The organism is Calditrichota bacterium (assembly GCA_014359355.1).
In the GTDB taxonomy this organism is placed as follows: domain Bacteria; phylum Zhuqueibacterota; class Zhuqueibacteria; order JANLFK01; family Oleimicrobiaceae; genus Oleimicrobium.
Genome location: JACIZP010000104.1, coordinates 1 through 17668 on the forward strand (window position 1 = coordinate 1; position 17668 = coordinate 17668).

Annotated in this window: 17 protein-coding genes; all 17 read right to left on the reverse strand. The window is 61.8% G+C overall.

Going from position 1 to position 17668, the window contains the following annotated elements; genetic code table 11:
• Window positions 1–433: 433 nt before the first annotated feature.
• Window positions 434–973: a peptidylprolyl isomerase gene (locus tag H5U38_04295; protein MBC7186240.1), complete on the reverse strand. Its 540-nt coding sequence runs from the start codon at window positions 971–973 to the stop codon at window positions 434–436.
• Between the two features lie 43 nt (window positions 974–1016).
• Window positions 1017–1472, reverse strand: coding sequence for a thioredoxin family protein (locus tag H5U38_04300; protein MBC7186241.1), 456 nt, complete (start codon window positions 1470–1472; stop codon window positions 1017–1019).
• A gap of 185 nt (window positions 1473–1657) precedes the next feature.
• Window positions 1658–2656, reverse strand: coding sequence for a sugar kinase (locus tag H5U38_04305; GenBank protein ID MBC7186242.1), 999 nt, complete (start codon window positions 2654–2656; stop codon window positions 1658–1660).
• Between the two features lie 19 nt (window positions 2657–2675).
• Window positions 2676–4130 carry a carboxypeptidase regulatory-like domain-containing protein gene (locus H5U38_04310; GenBank protein MBC7186243.1) on the reverse strand — a complete coding sequence of 485 codons (1455 nt, stop codon included), beginning with the start codon at window positions 4128–4130 and terminating at the stop codon, window positions 2676–2678.
• A 13-nt stretch (window positions 4131–4143) separates the two neighbouring features.
• On the reverse strand, window positions 4144–5817 hold the full coding sequence (ftcD, locus tag H5U38_04315; protein MBC7186244.1) for a glutamate formimidoyltransferase: 1674 nt from the start codon (window positions 5815–5817) through the stop codon (window positions 4144–4146).
• A gap of 21 nt (window positions 5818–5838) precedes the next feature.
• Window positions 5839–6855 (reverse strand): transglutaminase domain-containing protein, encoded by a 1017-nt coding sequence (locus H5U38_04320; GenBank protein MBC7186245.1) that lies wholly within the window; start codon window positions 6853–6855, stop codon window positions 5839–5841.
• 61 nt (window positions 6856–6916) lie between these two features.
• A complete protein-coding gene (locus tag H5U38_04325) occupies window positions 6917–8626 on the reverse strand; it encodes a hypothetical protein (protein MBC7186246.1) in 1710 nt (569 codons plus the stop codon).
• Entirely contained in the window at window positions 8623–9750 is a 1128-nt protein-coding gene (gene ispG / locus H5U38_04330; GenBank protein ID MBC7186247.1) for a flavodoxin-dependent (E)-4-hydroxy-3-methylbut-2-enyl-diphosphate synthase, read from the reverse strand. The genes H5U38_04325 and ispG overlap by 4 nt, the downstream gene beginning before the upstream one ends.
• Window positions 9751–9802: 52 nt before the next feature.
• Complete coding sequence (locus tag H5U38_04335) at window positions 9803–11641, reverse strand: DNA primase (GenBank protein ID MBC7186248.1); 1839 nt, start codon at window positions 11639–11641, stop codon at window positions 9803–9805.
• 66 nt (window positions 11642–11707) lie between these two features.
• Entirely contained in the window at window positions 11708–12325 is a 618-nt protein-coding gene (locus H5U38_04340; protein ID MBC7186249.1) for a hypothetical protein, read from the reverse strand.
• Window positions 12326–12360: 35 nt separating this feature from the next.
• Window positions 12361–13158, reverse strand: coding sequence for a class II aldolase/adducin family protein (locus H5U38_04345; protein MBC7186250.1), 798 nt, complete (start codon window positions 13156–13158; stop codon window positions 12361–12363).
• Between the two features lie 3 nt (window positions 13159–13161).
• Window positions 13162–13446, reverse strand: coding sequence for a EutN/CcmL family microcompartment protein (locus H5U38_04350; protein MBC7186251.1), 285 nt, complete (start codon window positions 13444–13446; stop codon window positions 13162–13164).
• A 3-nt stretch (window positions 13447–13449) separates the two neighbouring features.
• Window positions 13450–13734, reverse strand: coding sequence for a EutN/CcmL family microcompartment protein (locus H5U38_04355; protein ID MBC7186252.1), 285 nt, complete (start codon window positions 13732–13734; stop codon window positions 13450–13452).
• A 28-nt stretch (window positions 13735–13762) separates the two neighbouring features.
• Window positions 13763–14059: a EutN/CcmL family microcompartment protein gene (locus H5U38_04360; GenBank protein MBC7186253.1), complete on the reverse strand. Its 297-nt coding sequence runs from the start codon at window positions 14057–14059 to the stop codon at window positions 13763–13765.
• 50 nt (window positions 14060–14109) lie between these two features.
• Window positions 14110–14787, reverse strand: a complete 678-nt coding sequence (gene radC / locus H5U38_04365) for a DNA repair protein RadC (protein ID MBC7186254.1) — start codon at window positions 14785–14787, stop codon at window positions 14110–14112.
• A gap of 50 nt (window positions 14788–14837) precedes the next feature.
• Window positions 14838–16829 (reverse strand): 4Fe-4S dicluster domain-containing protein, encoded by a 1992-nt coding sequence (locus tag H5U38_04370; GenBank protein MBC7186255.1) that lies wholly within the window; start codon window positions 16827–16829, stop codon window positions 14838–14840.
• 201 nt (window positions 16830–17030) lie between these two features.
• A complete protein-coding gene (locus H5U38_04375) occupies window positions 17031–17648 on the reverse strand; it encodes a TetR/AcrR family transcriptional regulator (protein ID MBC7186256.1) in 618 nt (205 codons plus the stop codon).
• Window positions 17649–17668: the final 20 nt, after the last annotated feature.

Sequence of the window (17668 nt, forward strand, 5' to 3'; positions counted from 1 at the left end):
GACCGCACGCCGCCAACATCATACCAACTAAGGCGAGTCTCCTCCTCATGTGCGACACTCCCTTGTAAGGTTGACGGTAAGCTACTCAGTGGATGAGCCGCGTACTCTTAGCTTTATGCACCTCCTTCCCTCTTTGCTTGCTCCCTACCTGTGTCAGTCATGAGCTGCAGTTATGATGAGAACGCTCGACTTCAACCGTCCTCGAGTTCCAAACCAATGGTCCTGCGTTAGGCCGACCTCTGTCTAATATACCCACGGCCGCGCCAAAAGTCAAGCGGAAAATTGCGTTCAGTCAAAAAATCGGAGACTTCTTAGTGTTTCGGCAGTGCTGCGTGGCCTCCGTTAGCAGGCCACGGCCCGCAACCTGCACAAATCTGCGGCCGGTGGAAATCTGAGCATACCCCATCCGTCGCCGTCAGGGCGCCGTTCACCTTCACTTCAGCCGCTTGAAGATGGAAAAGCCTATCTTCGTCTCCACGATGCCGCTGATCTCTCCCACCTTGAGGGCGGTGATGGCCTGAGCAAAGGCAGGGTCAAAGTCTTGGGGGTCGAAGTAACCCAGATCCCCACCCGAGGCGGCAGTTGGGCTAATCGACCTCTTCTTGGCCAGTTCGGCAAAATCCGCCCCCTCGCGAAGCTGGCGCAGGATGTCCTCAGCCTCGGCTCTGGTCTTCACCAGGATGTGCAGCGCCCTAAGGGCAGTGGCCTTGTCGAAGGACCGCGTGTAGCCTACGGAGCCCTTCCAGATCCAAGCGGTGAGTTGCACGCGCATCCATTTGTCGGTCTCTTCCACCACCTCGAGCGGTGTACCCCGGTTCACCTTGCCGATGATCTGCCCAGCCGGAGCCGCTCGCAGGTTCTCACTATCCGCGTTGACGTAGACAACCCTGCCCGGTCGCTGCGCCCAGCCCTGGGCAGCAAGAATCACAGCGAGTGCAAGTGTGCTCCATGCAATAAATCTCTTCTGCATCATCCTCATACTCCTGGTTTCCTTGTACGAGTCCTCTGTTCTGCCGCTACCTGTACAGTGCCAGTGCCGAATCCATAACAGCAAGGAACGCGTGCGGTGAGCGATAGCCGATGGGGTGCACCAGCACCTGCTCCTCCGCGGTCATGAACAGCACGTTTGGAATGCCCACCCCGTTGTACTTCCGCGCGTTGGCGTTGTACTTGTTCGCCACATCGCCTTGTTTGTCGACATCGATCCGTACTGGAATGAACTCTGCTGCCTTGCGGATGACCTCAGGGTTACTGAAGGTCGAGTCCTCCATTGCCTTGCACGGTGGGCACCACGTTGCCATAAAGTCCACCATGAGCGGCTTACCCTGCTCCCTCGCCAAGGCGATGCCTTGCCCGATGTCATACAGCCAAGGGATACCCTGGGCCCGGGTTTTCTCCTTGTGAGAACACCCACCGACAAAGAAACCCACTACCACTACCGCTGCTGCGCACATGATTGTTTTCGATCGCATGCCTCACCTCTTCGCTTGGGAAACCTTATCCATCGCCTTTCTTCTGCTCGGTCCTCAGCGCGGCCCCATCCCAGCCAGGCTGGGTACCCGCAGAGAACTGTCATCTTGCGAATCGCCACAGCCGCCAATGAAAGCACGGCGCAGGTAAACCTCATGCCAGAACGGAGCGCCAACCGCTGCACCGCTCACTTGGCGCAACCAAGGGGCTCCTGGCCCGCCTTGCCGACGGACTTGTAAGCAGCACCGGTTTCTGCCCACTCATCCTCCGCCAGCAGCTTCTTCACCTCGGCCAAAGTCGGGATCCCCGCCTGTCCCCCGAGCTTTGTGCATTTCAGGGCCGCGGCTGCGCTTGCCCAGCGAAGCACGCGAGGGAGTTCCCACCCCCGGCTCAAGCCGAAGATGAAGGCGCCGTGGCACACATCGCCGGCACCCGTGGTATCCACTGCCGCGACCGGAAAGGCAGGCTGGTACAAGAGCCGGCCGTCGGTCGCGCACCAGCATCCCTGCTCGCCCGCAGTGACCACCGCCGCACGTGGCCCATAATCCAGCAGACGCTGGGCGGCCAGCGCGAGCTCGCAGTCCCCGTAGAGCTGCCGGACGAAAGTGGTCGACACAACGGCATAGTCGACATGCCGCAAAAGGAGCTCAGTGTTGTCCCGCAGGCTCCCCAGGTCGCAGACCACCGTGCGTCCGGCGTGCCTAGCCCATCGCGCTGCAGCCAGGGCAACTTTGCTCTCCCGGCCGTCCAGATGGAGTATGCGCCCACGGAGAACCTGCGTGCGCTGCACCTCCTTAGGCCTGAGTCCAAATCCTGCCGGCCGATTGAGCACGACGGTACGCTGCCCCGACCCTTGCTCGACCCAGATCATCGCGCGCGGTGTGAAACCCCGGGGCGCGCGCACCACCATGCTGGTGTCCACGCCAAAACGGGCAAGCTGCGCCAACACGAAATCACCCTCGGCATCCCTCGCCACCTTGCCGACGTACGCGCAGGTGGCCCCCAGCCGCGCTGCAGTCGCCAAGGCGGTCGGCACCGGCCCGCCTCCTTGCACCGTGTAGGCCAGCGCCTCGGTCTTTTCGTTGGCGCCCGGATAGCGCTCCAGGAGCGACACATGGTCTACCGCACAGACGCCAATGCCCACACAGTCGAAAAGAGGCTCCGGAGTAACGTCTGTCTCTCGCAAAACCTCTTCTGAAGGACTCCTACGGCGCACCACCACTTCCTCGGGCACTATCTTCGGCTTCCAGCTCGACGACTACATCCTCCGCCGGTCCCTCGTGGACGCGAATCTGGAGACGTCTCGGGCGGTGTCCCTTCGCGCGCACGAGCAGCTGGTATAAACCCGGCTCCAGCAGCCGATAGAACCGGCCAGTCCTTGGGTCGGTCATACGGGGCCAAATAGCGTCGTTGTCAAGACCGGCGACCGAAACCTGCGCATGGAGTGGCGCCTTTGTACCGGCATCTACCACCTGCCCACGAATGCCGGGACCGGCCAATCGCGCGAGCAAGTCAATGGCAGCCTGCACTGCGCCGCGCAGTTCCTTTTCCGCCTCAGGCTCCTCAGGAAAGTACTCAGTCCCCAGCTCGATGGTAAAGTCCAACGTCCCCAAGGCGCCGTAGAGCCATACCGAGCTCTGCCCTGACTGGGCGTTGAGCGGCAGCACATCGTAGTGCGCGCCGCTTGCCTGCAGGGATTTCGCCAGGGAGTTAGCCGTCTCCTTGAGCAGCTTCGCGTCAGGCGGCTCAGGGGCATTGCTCCAGGGGTAGAGTACTTTCCGCCCATGGCTGTGGAAGCCGATGCCCACGACAAAGCGCCGTGCCACCGAGAGGCTCTCTATGGCCGCAGTCTCCCACTCCGAGAACGGGTGCGGGCCGCGATAGTACCAGCTGCTGGGGTCGCCACTGCCTCCCGCTTCCCAGTTGAAGCCGAAATTGCGATTGAGGTCAACCCCGTCATGCGCCGGTTCGAAGATGCCGTTGCCGTTGTTGTCCCGCAGGTTCTTGCGCCACCAGGGAAACCCGATTCGCCGGCTCAGCACCAGCTCGTAGCCTTCAGGATTCAGCAGCGGCACAACCCAAATCTCGGCGTTGTCCACCAGGCTCCGCAGACTGCTATCGGTGGCGTAACGGGCGCACAGTTCCTCTGCCAGGTGCACGCAGGCCATCACACCGAGCGCTTCGTCCGCGTGAAGACCTCCATAGAAAATGGCAGCCGGTTCGTCTTCCTCGCTGGCAGCATTATCGGAGATCTTGAGCGCCCAAATCGCAGGGTGGCCTGCAGATGCCTTTCCGATCTGGTGTCGGGCCGCCAAATGAGGAAATGAATCTGCCAACGCCTGCAGCCGGCTTTCCACCTGGGCACGCTGAGGATACCAAGACGGAATATGGGGCGCTTCGCTCAGGGGGACCACGAGCGCGAGCTCATACCCACGCTCGCTCAGCCTCAGGAACTGGCGCTCGCTGAGGCGCACCAATGCCCTCCGCTCCTCAACTGCCACGACGCGCACACCAGGCATGGCCTGCAGGCTGTCCAGCACCCACGGAGCGGTCAACTCCACCTGCGCGGTGAGCTGCGGGGCCCTCGGACGGCAGGCGGCCATCATGAGGACAAAGCCACCCGCCAGACAGAGGCCTGAACAGAAACGGCCGGGGTGCATCGGTAGCACCCCCTCAGGAGAGCTTGCCCTCAACAGCACTCAGCACGCGCTCGGCGAGGTTGCGCGCCACCTTGACCAGTTGCTCCGCGGTGGCCTTGCTTGTAGCCACGAAATCTTGATCTTCCAGCGAGCCGAGATTGATGCGCACGTTAAGGGCCGCCCCTTCTGCCGCTGCCCTGGCCATGAGGGCCGAGACTCCGGTGTCGCTCGCTGCAGTAGCCATCCCCTTTTCTGCCACCACCGCTGCCAGCTCCAAGGCTTGCACCGCGTGCTTCATCACCTGCAGCGGCACTTGCGTCGCGCCACGGGTTGCCTCCTGGATGGCGGCATGGCGGGCCTGCTTCTGCTCGTCGGTACTTTTCGGCAAGGCGAACGCGTCCATCACCCGATTGAAGGCGCGGGTGTCTTCGTCCACCGCTGCCAGCAGGGCATCCTTGAGCGTTTGCGCCCTGGTAGCCACCTCCTGCAACTCGCCCGCCACCCCTTCGTACCCCTTCTTGCCCACGGTCAGGTTGGCCACCATGGCTGCCAGGCCAGCCGCTAAGGCGCCGGCCAGCGCCGCTACACTGCCGCCACCCGGTGCCGGCGACTCGGTGGAGAGCTCGTCGACAAACTCTGCCACGGCCATGCGGACCAGTGGTCCCCGTCGTTCACCCACCTGGTATTCGATGATCTTTTTCTCCGGCTCAAAGCGGCAGATGTCGTTGAGGCCGAGTGAACGAACGGCGATGTCCACCAAGTCCCTCTCGGGGAGGCCTGGCGAGCGCCCCTGCTTCTGCAAGTAGTAGCGCCCAGCCATGAGCAATGCCTCCAAGGGAATGAGCCCCACCAGCTCGCTGCCGGTGACGCGCAATCCCAACAGTTCAGCCTCGCGGCACACCTCGTCGAACACCACATGCGGCGGCGTGACCTTGTAGTTCACCAAATTGATGGACACCTGCGCCTGTTTGTACTCGGGGATGTACCAGCCGACCGCTTTGACCGCCTGGAACTTGCCGGGCTTGCGCAACGGGTTGCCGTGCTCATCGCGCAGGATGTTGCCCTCTGGGTCCCGCTGCAGGCGGCCGCTCTCGCGGATGTTCAAGGCGATCTCCTGGGCCAGGCGGCGGTCGCGGGTATTGAGGTTGATGTTGTAGGCGATGAGGAATTCACGCGCGCCGATGACCGTCGCCCCGGTTTTGGGGTTGAATACCGCCGGCCCGAAATCCGGAGCCCACGCCGGATCCTTGAGCTTCGCTGGCAGGCCCTCATATTCTCCCTGGCGGATGTCCGCCAAGTTCTTCCGCTCCGGACGGGTGGCAGCTTCTTCATAAAGATAGACCGGAATGCCCAGTTCCTCCCCGACACGGGCGCCCAATTGGCGCGCTAAAGCGACGCAGTCAGCCATGGTGCAGCCTGCCAGGGGCACGAAAGGACACACATCGGTCGCGCCGATGCGTGGATGTGCGCCGCGGTGTTTGCTCATGTCGATGAGTTCGGCGGCTTTTCTGATCGCCTTGAAAGCCGCCTCCACGACCCCAGCCGGTGTGCCCACAAACGTCACCACGGTGCGGTTGGTATCTGCCCCTGGATCCACGTCGAGTAGCTTGACACCCTCAGTGTCGGCAATCTCCCGGGTAATGGCATCGATGGCGGCACGATTTCTCCCCTCGCTAAAGTTCGGTACACACTCCACCAATTGCTGCATCCAGCCCCTCCGCTCCTCGCCTCAGTCTCTCTCTTCGAACGACCAGACAAAGCTGTGCTTCACTTTGCCATCCATACCTTGCAAAGCAAAGTCGGCAATCAGCATGAAGCGCACCGTGCCGTTTGCCTCTAAGCCAAAATCCTTGAGCCACTTGCCAGTGACCTTTGGCCACAGCACGATGTTGGTCCCCTTGGAAATGACGATGCGCTCGTTGTCCAGGTGACCGAAAAATCGTTTGAGCACTTCCTCTCCTGCCTCGCGAGGACTGGCAAGCTTGGCAGAGGCAGGATCGGCAGGTATCCACCCGTAGTTCGGGAGGTAGAACTCCGCCCAGACGTGGGCGCCACGGTCGCCGGTGGTCCAGTGCCCACAGACCAGCCGCGCAGGGATATCCAGCGAGCGACACATGGCGACAAAGACCATGGCCAACTGCGCGCTGTCGCCCTGGCGCGCCAGCAGCCCTTCTACCGCATCATGGCGTTCCACCCTTTGCACGTAGCTCATGTTGGCGACGATCCATCGAAAGATGAGTCTGGCGCGCAAGTAGGGATTCCGTTCTTCGCCGACAACTGCGCGGGCCGTTCTGCGCACCTCGCCGCCAGCCTGAATCCCGCCTTCTGACCTCGTGTAGCGACGAACCACCTCGCTGCGCCGGTCATAGGGTCCCACGCGCTGCGGGTCAATGGCGTAATTGACCTCGAACGAGGTGATTTGCATGCTGCGGCGGATGATGAGCGAATCGCCGGTGGTGGCCACATCTTTGGCCCACACGTCGATGCGATTGCCGTACGCAGGCTCGAGAACCGACATGGTGGGTCTTGCCCCCTTCCACTTCGGCTCGTGCGCCCACTGCTCGTCCCAAGTGCGGGGACGGCTGACCCAGACGTACAGCACGACCGGTTCGTCGCCCTTGCCGGGGCGCGGTGCTTCGCCTTGCTTGGGAGAAGGCTTGACCACGCCCTTCCACACAAAGTCCGCCTGCCACGTGCGCGGATTGCTGTACACTGCTAACGGGCGCGTCTCAACAGTCTGCGCCACGCCCTGCACTGGCAAAAATCCAGTCGCCCAGGCCAGCAACCCGGGTAGGAGCCAGGCAGCCTTACAGCGCCTTGATGCGGTAGCCGGCGATCTTCGGGTCGTTGTTGAAAATCCACCCAACCACTTCACCGATGCGGATCTCCTTCCACAGGTACGTCGATAGCCCAAACGCCGCCGAGCCCTCGCTGATAAATCCTGCTGCCGAGCGCAGCATCACCCGGAAGCGCTCCTGCCACAGCGCCCAGTTCTGCGGGCGCAAGTCGACCCAGCCCTTCGCTGCCCAGCGCTCCACGGCCTCCGGACTCACCGGAACTGTCCATTGCCCCCGGTACTCGGGAATGTTCACGCGTGGCCCACGGATGATGTGCTTGCCGTCCGGCAGGAGAATGGGCACGCCAATGGACGTGATCACATTGCGAATGGGGTGCCGCTTGAGATAGCTGAGCAGGGCGCGGGAGATCGCCTCCGGGTCCTGTGCCACGACTGCCTCCAAGGTCTTGTACTTCACCTTGAGGAGATGCGCCTCATAGAGCAACTTGGACAACTCCGGGGGACCGAGCTGCCCGAGGGCGACACTGTGGGAATTAGTGCGCTTCTCCAAGGCCTGCATCTCGTTGATCACCGGCTGGCGCAGGTACCCCGCGCGATAGCTCGGGTCCATCACCGCGCCATCGATGGCCGCAATCACATCCTTGCCAGTGTTGCTCCCTTTGATCTCCAAGACCACATTCTGCGCGATCTCCTCAGGGGTCACAAACTCCATCTGGTACATGGAGGTGATCGCCTCGAATTCACCCAGAGTGAAGAAGCCGTTCTCGCCGGTATCCACGCCCACCATCATCAACTCGCCGGCCTCAGCAAAGTCCTTGCGCGGCGTAAGGTCCATCTGGCTTCCCAAAGGCTCCACTTTGCTGGCGAACACCTTGACCGGTTCGTTGTGGCGGCGGATGGTGCGATAGTCGACCTTGCGATAGCCGATCATTGCCGCAGGTTTGAGCTCTTTGACGATCGGCCCGCCTGGCGTGCGTGCCAGCAAGAAAAGCAAACCCGTGTGGGCAAAGGCCACCGCGGTCTTGGACATCAGGCGTGCGCTGGGTTTGTCCTCGCTGTGCGTGTAGGGGATGTTGAGACCCATGCCGCCGGTACCGGTGGTGCCGACCTTGACGAGCACGCGCGTGCCCACCTGCACCATGGCGTCCCAGATGAGTTGCACGTGCCGAATGAGTTGCGGGATGGACTGGCTCACCAGCAGCGTCTCGATGAGCCGCACATCGGCTTTGCTGAGGTGCAGTTCGCTCTCGCCTCGGTTTGCTGCCTCATCCCACTTGCTGCGCAACAGGTGGGCGATCTCCAGCGAAGTGGTGTGCACGTCCTGATAGCTTATGCCAGTGGCGGTGTTGATGGTGTCGACGATGATGGCCGGCTTGTACTGCAGGATGATCTCCACCAGTCGGGAAGTGCTGAAAGCCGCCTCTTTCTCGCCGAATACGTCGTCAAAGATGGCACGCCGCCAGGTGTGGCTTTCCAAGATTTCCGCCCGGTCACGATGGGAGAATTCGGCCCTTGTGAACACATTGCCCCAGCACCCTTCGAACTGGACGGTGGGGAACTCCTTCTGCAGCTCTTTGATCGCCTCTCGCACCTCTCTTTGGTAGAGGGAGGCGACCACCAGTCGTGCAGGCTTCAGATCCTTGGCGATGCGCCGGCAGACCTGAAAGCCTACCAGGCCGGCGCCGCCAAACACCAAGGCGGTCTCTCCTGTTGCCGTCATAGCACCTCTTCTCTGCTGGTTCTTGGCCCTGTGTGGCCCATAGACGGCCACTCCTCAACCTCTCGAAGAAGACGCTCGACAATCTCCTCCTCGCGGATCTTGCCGACGACGGTGCCCCGGCGAAAAAGCAGGGCTGACTTTTTGCCGCACGCCACCCCCACGTCGGCCTCCTTCGCCTCGCCTGGCCCATTAACGGCGCAACCCATCACCGCCACGGTCAGCTCTTTGTTCACCGCAGCCAGCCGGCGCTCCAACTCCTCGGCGATTGCTGCCACATCTACCTCGGTGCGGCCACAGGTCGGGCAGGCGATGACGGTCACGCCACGTCTGCGCAGGCGGAGGCTCTTGAGAATTTCCCAGCCGACCCGCACTTCCTCCACTGGGTCGCCGGCCAAAGAAACGCGGATGGTGTCGCCGATCCCTTCGGCCAAGAGCACCCCAATGCCTACTGCCGACTTGATGGTGCCGGTCCACCGGGTGCCAGCTTCGGTGATACCCACGTGGAGAGGGAAGTCCACGCGGCGTGCGATGAGCCGGTACGCCTCGATGGTGGTGAGCACATCCGAAGCCTTGAGCGACAGGACGATGTCGTCGAAGCCGATGTCCTGGCAGAGCTCTACCTGTCGCAAGGCGCTGGCAACTAGTGCTTCGGGCGTCGCGCCTCCGTGGCGCTCGTACAGGTCTTTCTCCAGCGAGCCGGCGTTCACGCCGATGCGCACCGGTACTCCTCGCTCCTTGGCCTCTCGCAGCACCTTCTCAGCGCGTTCTGCACCACCGATATTGCCAGGGTTGATACGCAGCTTGTGCACCCCGGCCTGCAAGGCCGCCAGGGCAAGCCGGTAGTCGAAATGGATATCGGCCACCACCGGCAGCTTGCACTGGCGCACCAGGCCGGGGAGCGCCTCAGCCGCCTCCTGGTCGGGCACGGCCACGCGCACGATCTCGCACCCTGCCTCTTGCAGGCGCCGAATCTGCGCGAGGGTGGCAGGCACGTCCGCGGTGTGCGTCTTGGTCATCGACTGCACCGAGACCGGCGCCCCACCGCCTATGGCCACATCGCCCACCATGACCCTTCGGGTACGCGCGCGAGGAGGCCCGCCTGTGGCGCTTGGTAGTTTAGACATTTCCGCCCTCAATTTCAAGCGCTTTTTCCCTGTCGCTCCCAACCGATTTCGTTCACCATGGCTGCGGATCGTCTTGCGGCAAAGTCGACTTGCCCGCCTCGAAAATACTCTCTATGCCTTTGAGGGCATCCACCAGCTCCTTGTAGCGGGCGATGGCCTCGGCAGTGCTCTTCTTGGCTCCTTGCAGCTCCTTGATCTGCGTGCGCACTGCCTGCATCTCTTCCTCTAAAGGGCGCCGGCGCAGCGTGATGATGGAGTCACGCATGAGCTTCTCCTGTTCAGCTGGCGAAAGGGCCGAGCGCTCGTCTTGTTCAGCAATGGCTGTCACCACCAGAGAGGCCACCTCCGGGTCCGCGTGGAAGCTGACGCTGGCGGTTGGCTCGAATGACCGTCCTTGGTCGGCCGCCTGCCACAGCTCGGCCACGAAACCGCGCAGCCCCGGGTGACGAAAGTCCTCCACGGCCAGGTGCTGCCGTATGGCCGAGACGGTTTCAGGCGTGCGCACCATCATCGAGACCAGCGCCTTCTCCGCCAGCTCGCCCCTGGTGGCACTTGGGGCTGCGCCACCGGCGCCTGCAAGACGCCCTGTGTCCCACCTTTCTCCACGACGCAGGCGGTTCACCGCCGCCACGATCACGCGCTCGTCCATGTCCAACATTTGGCCCACCTGCTGCGCGACAAGATTGCGCTTGATCTCGTCCGGAATTACCGCAATCGACTCCACCACGGAGTGGATAGCTCGCGCCTTCTTCTCCGGGGTTTCGAAAAAGCCGGCCTGGCGGAGCGCCTCGATCTTGAACTCCACCAAGCTCTTCGCCTCGCTGACCAAGGCAGCTACCGCTTCCGCGCCCCGCTCATTGACGAAAGTGTCCGGATCGTGGCCGGCAGGCAGCCGCGCCACCTTCACGTCCAGCCCGCGCGCAATGAGAATGTCGGCCCCTCTGATGGCGGCCGAGGATCCGGCGGAATCCGCGTCGTACAAGACCACCACCTCCTGGCAGTAACGGCGCAGCAGGCCTGCCTGCTCCTCGGTGAGCGCCGTGCCAGAAGAAGCAACCACATTGCGAATACCCCGCTGGAAGAGGCTCAAGAGGTCGATGTACCCTTCCACCAAAATCGCCGAATTGGCCTGGCGAATGAACTCTTTGGTCTGGTAGAGGCCGTAGAGAATGGAGCCTTTCTTGTAGACTATGGTCTCCGGCGAGTTAATGTACTTTGCCGTCTCCTCCTCCTTGAGCCTGCGCCCACCGAAGCCGACGATCTTGCCCATGAGGTCGAAAAATGGGAACATCAGCCGGTGACGGAAACGGTCGTAGTAGCCGCCATCGGTCCGCGAGACGACAAGGCCGGCTGCAAGCAGCACCTCTGCCCCCATGCTCTTTGTCGCAGCATAGGCAACCAGTGCGTCCCAGCGGTCCAGCGCATAACCGAGGCCAAACTTGCCCAGTTGCCCGAGCTCCAAGCGTCTGGCCTGGAGGTAGGAGCGCGCCGCGGCCCCTTCCGGCGCCTTAACGAGATTACGGTAGAAGAACTCTGCTGCCATCCGGTTGGCTGCATACACCGCTTCTCGTGCGCGCGCCTCTTCCTCATCGAGACGCTCCAGGGTAATGGAGATGCCTGCGCGCTGCGCCAGGCGAAGGACCGCTTCGGGAAAGGTGATGTTCTCTATGCGCATGAGAAAGGTGAAGACATTACCACCCGCGCCACATCCGAAACAACGAAATATCTGTCGCTGGGGGTTGACAGCAAAAGACGGGGTCTTCTCAGTGTGGAAAGGGCAAAGGCCGAAGTAGTTCTGGCCTCTCTTTTTCAGGGTAACGTAGGCAGAGACGACTTCAACGATATCGGAGGCCGCCCGCACCTCATTGATCTTGTCGTCAGGTATGCGCACCGCAATCCTTGCAACCTCAAGTGCTGCGCAAAGCGCCAATGGGCATGCCGGCACCCATCGGGTCCATTATCTGAACAGGCGCTCCAGAGTCTCCAAAGATACGCGTGCGGCGTACTTTTCGGCCGGCTCGGCACTGCGCAGGCTGTAACCACGGACGAGCACCACTCGGTCAGTGCCAACCACGGTGGCCAACTCAGCCGTTTGGTCGCGCTCGTCGTACTTAACGACCCAGCGTCGCGTGCCGATGGTGATGAGCTTACTCCCCTCGCGTGCCCGCTCCATCTGAATCGGATTGGCCAACCACATCGCAAGTACGCCCGCATCAAGCGCCCCTATGGCCACCTCCACTTCCACACTCTGGGCGCTGTTGGTCTTCACGTACTGCCGACGCACCTTCAGCCCCACCTGCGGGCTGAATTCGTCCGCGTCAGCTTGCGTGGGCTGGGCCTCCCACCCTCGCTCTGGTTCCGGCAGCAGGCCCTCCATTTGGGCCACGATTGCCTTGTTCACTAAGCGCAGTGCCTGGCGGAGCTGATTGGCGGCGTCCAGGTAACGCCCGGCATCGTATGAGCCCTGGGCCCGCTGGAGTAAGGCCGAGATATCGCCTTTTTCCTGCGCCTGCGTCGATAGGCATAGACCGCACAGCAAGCACAGGGCCCCGGCCCCCAAAGAGACAACTCTCATGGCTAACCCTCCCCTCTCCGCAACCAGGACGCCCTTTACCGCGAGGACTGCCTCACGGATGCGATCATCCGCTCGGTGGTTTCCTCCGTCACGCGGTCTAACTCGGCGTAAAGATCGCCTGGCAGCCCTGCAGAACGCGCCGCCGACTCTGCAGCAGTTTCACACGGTTCGCAGGCTGGTCGGCCGTGGTCGAGGCCGAGCCTCTGCCGCAACTCGAGAAGCTGATTCACGCGCTCCGTTTCCAGGACGTTCACCCTGCCAAGCTGCATGGCCACCAGCATGATCTTGGCAAAATGCTCGATGGTCTCCATGCGATAGTGTGCCTGGATGAGGGTACGCCCAATGGTCAGCGCCCCGTGGTTGGCCAAAAGCACGGCATCGTGATCTTTCAGATAGTCGCGGATGACCTGCGGAAGCTCCGGGGTACCCGGAGTCGCATACTCTGCAAGGGGAACGCCACCCAGGCTGATAATCACCTCTGGCAGAACGCACTTGGTGAGCGGGATGCCGGCTACGGCAAATCCCGTTGCTGTGGGCGGGTGGGCATGGACCACCGCGTTCACATCGGGCCGCTGTTTGTAGATGTCCAGGTGCAAGAGAGCCTCGGACGATGGTTTGAGCGTGCCGCCGATTTGTCGCCCCTGCATATCGACCATGACCAGCTGGTCGACCTTGAGGAAGCCCTTGCTCATTCCCGTCGGGGTCATGATCACCCGGTTGTCGTCCAACCGCACGCTGACATTGCCGTCGTTGGCGGCCACGTAGCCGCGCTGGTAGATGCGCTGGCAAATGTCGATAATCTCCCGCTTGACCTGAAACACAGATTGCGCCACGCTTCACCCTCTCTCTTGTTGTGTCATGTCGAAATGGTCAATCACCCCCACCACCACGCTGCGCACCGGCACCTCTTTCATGCCCAAGATGTCGGCTGCAGCCTTCCCCTCTTGGGCCACCAGGACAAGGTCGCCCTCCCCCGCGTCGACGCTGTCCACCGCCACGATGAGGTCGCGCAAGGGCGTCAAATCAGGCGCCACCGGCTGGACCAACAGGAGCTTTCGCCCCTGATAGCAGGCCTTCTTGATGGTCGCATGAATGTTGCCCACCACCCTGCCGATAACCATCGCTCACCTCTCCTTGGCCTCGGGGGCCACGTAGATGTCGTCAAGGATCCCCACGATTGAGCAGTCCGAAGGGATCTGCCGTCCATCGATGGCGTAGCAGGCCTCGCGGGCGCTGACCCAGTAGACAATCTCCCCCTCCGTTGCACCCACCCCATCAGCAGCGATGAGGGGTTTGCCCAAGGGCTGCAGCTCCTTGTCCAGAGGCTGCATGACGTAGAGCTTCACGCCGGCCAGCTTTTCGTCCTTGCGCGTGCACCAGAGCTTGCCAATGACCTTGCCGAGTTTCACGGTGCGTTCCTTCTCCCGCAGAGGCCATTTACTCCCGGAACTTCTGAAAGACCACCTTTCCTTCTACCTCCAAGGTGTCCACGATACCAATGATGCTGGTGTCGGTCGGAGTGGTGGTCATGTTCTTGGCCATGCGTGCCGAGCTGCCGCGCACGATGAGCACCACCTCTCCCTCTCCGGCACCGACTGTGTCTACGGCCACCAGATAGGTTGAAGTCGGCTTGACCTCCGGGGTGAGCAAATTGACGATGAGCAGTTTGCTGCCGTCCAGTTTCTCGTCCTTACACGTCGACACGACGGTGCCGACCACACGCGCGATTTCCACCTCTGTCTCCTTGCCTGGGCATTGGCGACCTTGCCGGAAGACCCGCTCTCTCAGAGCAGCCCTTCGTCGGCAAAGCTGAAGTACGAGTCCTTGCCTATGATCACATGGTCCAACACGGTGATTCCCACCAGCTGGCAGGCATCCTTGAGCATCTTGGTGATGCTCTTGTCCTCCTGAGAAGGCGTGGGATCGCCGCTGGGGTGGTTGTGCACAAAGACCACCGCAGCCGCCTGCCGCGACAGCGCCTCGTAGACGACTTCCCGCGGACTGACCACGCTCTCGGTGAGGCTCCCTTCGAAAACGGTCTTCTCATCAAGCAGCTTGTTGCGGCTGGTGAGAAAGAGCACTCTGAACACCTCGCGTGGCAGGTCGCGGATGTGACCACGCACGAGCGCGTACACGTCCGCACTGGAGGCCACTTTGTCGCCCACCCGACTCTGTTCTTTGAACAGCCGCTTGCCTATCTCGAAGGCTGCCTTGATCTGGGCGGCCTTGGCCGGACCGATTCCTGTCTCCTGACAAAGCTCGGCCGGCGAGCGCGCATCCAGCCCCCGGAAGCCATGATACTTGTGCAACAGATGGCGGGCGAGGTCCAAGGCGGTGGCCCCGCCCGAGCCGGTGCGGAGAATGATGGCCAGCAGCTCCACGTCGGCCAGCGGCTCCGGGCCGTGCGTTAAGAGCCTCTCCCGCGGCCGTTCTCCTTCAGGCCACTCCGGAATCTTTGCCACATAGCGAACCACGCCACCCTCGTATGATGCCTGCCGCTGCGAATGAACCGTCACACCACCTGCGCCAGGACCTGGGCAATATCCAACACACGCATTCTTTCCTCTGCGCCTCGGTCTTTCACACCGTCATCCAACATGATCAAGCAGAAGGGGCAGGCAACCGCCAGGGTCTGCGCACCCGTGGCGAGCGCCTCATCGGTGCGCGCGTGGTTGATGCGGGTGCCAAGCCTCTCCTCCATCCACATTCTGCCGCCGCCGGCGCCGCAACAAAAGCTGCGCTGCTTGTGCCGCGAGAGCTCGCGCGGTGGTTTGCCCGTGGCCGCCTGCAAGACCTCGCGCGGGCGGGAGTAGATGTTGTTGTACCGTCCCAGATAGCAAGAGTCGTGAAAAACCACCTCGCTCGCCACGGAGCCGGTTGGCCGCAACCGCCCTTCTGCCAAGAGTTGGGCTAACAGTTCCGAATGATGCACCACCTGGTAGGAGCCGCCAAACTGCCGATACTCATTCTTGAGCACATTGTAGCAGTGTGGGCATGAAGTGAGCACTTTCTTGACCCCATAGCGTCCGAAAAGTTCGACATTCTGCTGCATGAGGGTCATGGCCACGTACTCGTTGCCGGCCCGGCGCGCCGGGTCCCCGCAGCAGCTTTCCTCCGCGCCGAGCACCGCGTAGCTCACCCCGGCGGCATTGAGCAGGTGGGCCAACGCCCGCGAAATCTTCACGCCGCGATCGTCGAAGGATCCTGCGCACCCCACGAACCAGAGGTACTCGGCATCGGGACGCTCCTGAATGCTGGGCACTCCCAGTCCCTCAGTCCAGGCGGCACGGCTGGCGCTGGAGATCCCCCAGGGATTGGCGTTAGTCTCCAGCCCCCTGAACGCGGGATTCAACTCCTGCGGAAAGCGAGCCTCGGTGAGCACCAGGGCCCGCCGCATGTCGACAATCTTGCGCACGTGCTCGATCGCCACCGGGCAGCGCTCCTGGCAAGCGAAGCAGGTCGTGCAACTCCAGAGCACCTCATCGGCGACGGCCTCGCCAAGCAGGGCCCTTGTCCCCTGACCGGGCGTGTCAGCGCGGGACGACTGCCCCTCGCGGCCCATCTGCTCCCTCAGGTCGAGAATGAGCTGCTTCGGGGAAAGAGGCTTGCCTGTAGCATGCGCCGGACAAACATCCTGGCAGCGGCCACATGAGGTGCAGGCATCCAAGTCAAGAAGCTGCTTCCAGGTGAACTCGTTCATGCGCGTGACGCCAAAGGTCTCGGAGCTCTCGATGTCGATGGGGAGTAGCTCGCCGCGCGGCCCCAGGGACTTGAAATAAACATTGGCCGGCGAAACGAGAATATGAAAGAGCTTGGAATACGGGAGGTAGGCGACGAAGCCCATCGACACCACGAGATGTCCCCACCAGAGAAGGCGATGCAGGCTCAACTTGTCGGCCTGCCCAAGGGGCGCCACAAAGGTAGCCAGCCAGTTGCCCACCGGTGACCAGGCCCGCCATGGCGGCAGGGTGGCTGCTATGCGCGTTGCCTCGATGAAGAAGCCACTCACGCCAATCACGAACAGCAAGGAAAGAAGCACGGCGTCATCGACGCGGTTGTTGAGCCGCTGCGGGCGCAACACGTAGCGACGCACCGCCGCGAGGAGCAGACCAACCAAGAAGAGGGCACCGAAAAGATCCAACAGCAGCGAAAAGTAGAGGTAGAACCGCCCGTGTAGAATCTGCAGCCCAAAATCCGCCTGAAGGAAAACGAGGAGCGTGCCTATGAACAAGGCCGCAAAGCCGAAGAAGATGAGCGCGTGCATTAACCCCGGAAAAGCCTCGCGCAGCACCGCGCGTTGCAGTAGCCCATCCGCCAACAGGTGCCGCAGTCGCAGGAGTGGTCGGTCGGTGCGGTCTTCCGGCTTACCCATGCCCCACAACCGCACGTGCCGATAGACACCATACCCAAAGACCACTAAGGCGACAACGAAAATCAGATAGAGCCATCCGTAGCCCGGAACATTCCAGTAGATTTCCCGCGTCGGTTTTATCAACGTCTCCATCGCTCCTCGCTGCACTGACTGGTCAGGTCCGAGTTCTGCTTGCTCTGTCCTTCGCCAATTGTTCGGGCCTCCCACTAAATGCGCGCACGGGTTCGTTTCCCCGCGCGATCGCCCAGCGCACCATCCACTGGGCTGCCTTCCTTTAGCCCGATGGAATTTATCACTCCCGGGCAAAAAGTCAAAGCCTTTTTTGCAGGGAAGCTATGCGCCACCCGCCGCCACGCCGCGCACAAAGAAGTCAGCCACTTGGTCTGCCAAATCGCTCAGGCCGCGTTTCCTCCGCTTGGAGAGAATCCAGTTAGTTGCCAAACCGTCCAACGCGCCAAAGATGGCCTGCTTGGCAATGCTGGGGTGAATGTCGCTGCGGAACTCGCCATTCTGCTGCCCTTCCTCGATGATGGCGCCGATCACATCCAAGTACTCCTTGAACTTGGTGCCTGGATATTCGTGCATGAACTTGGCGCTCTGCCGCAACTCCACCACGATGACCATCGCCAGGTCCTGGTTCTTCTCCACCATCTGAAAGTGCAGTTGCGCAAACCGGCGCAGTTTGCCCGTGGCTGTGCTCTCTTTTGCCAACTCCTTGCGCACGTGGGCAAGGATGGGCTCCATTTGGGTCTCAAACAGAGAGATCAGAATGTCGTCTTTGCTCTTGAAGTAGAGATAGGTGGTGCCATCGGCCACTCCTGCTCCTCGAGCAATTTCTGCGACCTTGGTGTTGTAGAAGCCCTTTTTGGCGAACATCCTCATAGCCGACTTCATTATCCGCTCGCGCTTGTCGTCGCCCATGGTTACGCTCCCTTCCGCTTGATCAAGCACAAACTGCGCGCTCCCAGTTC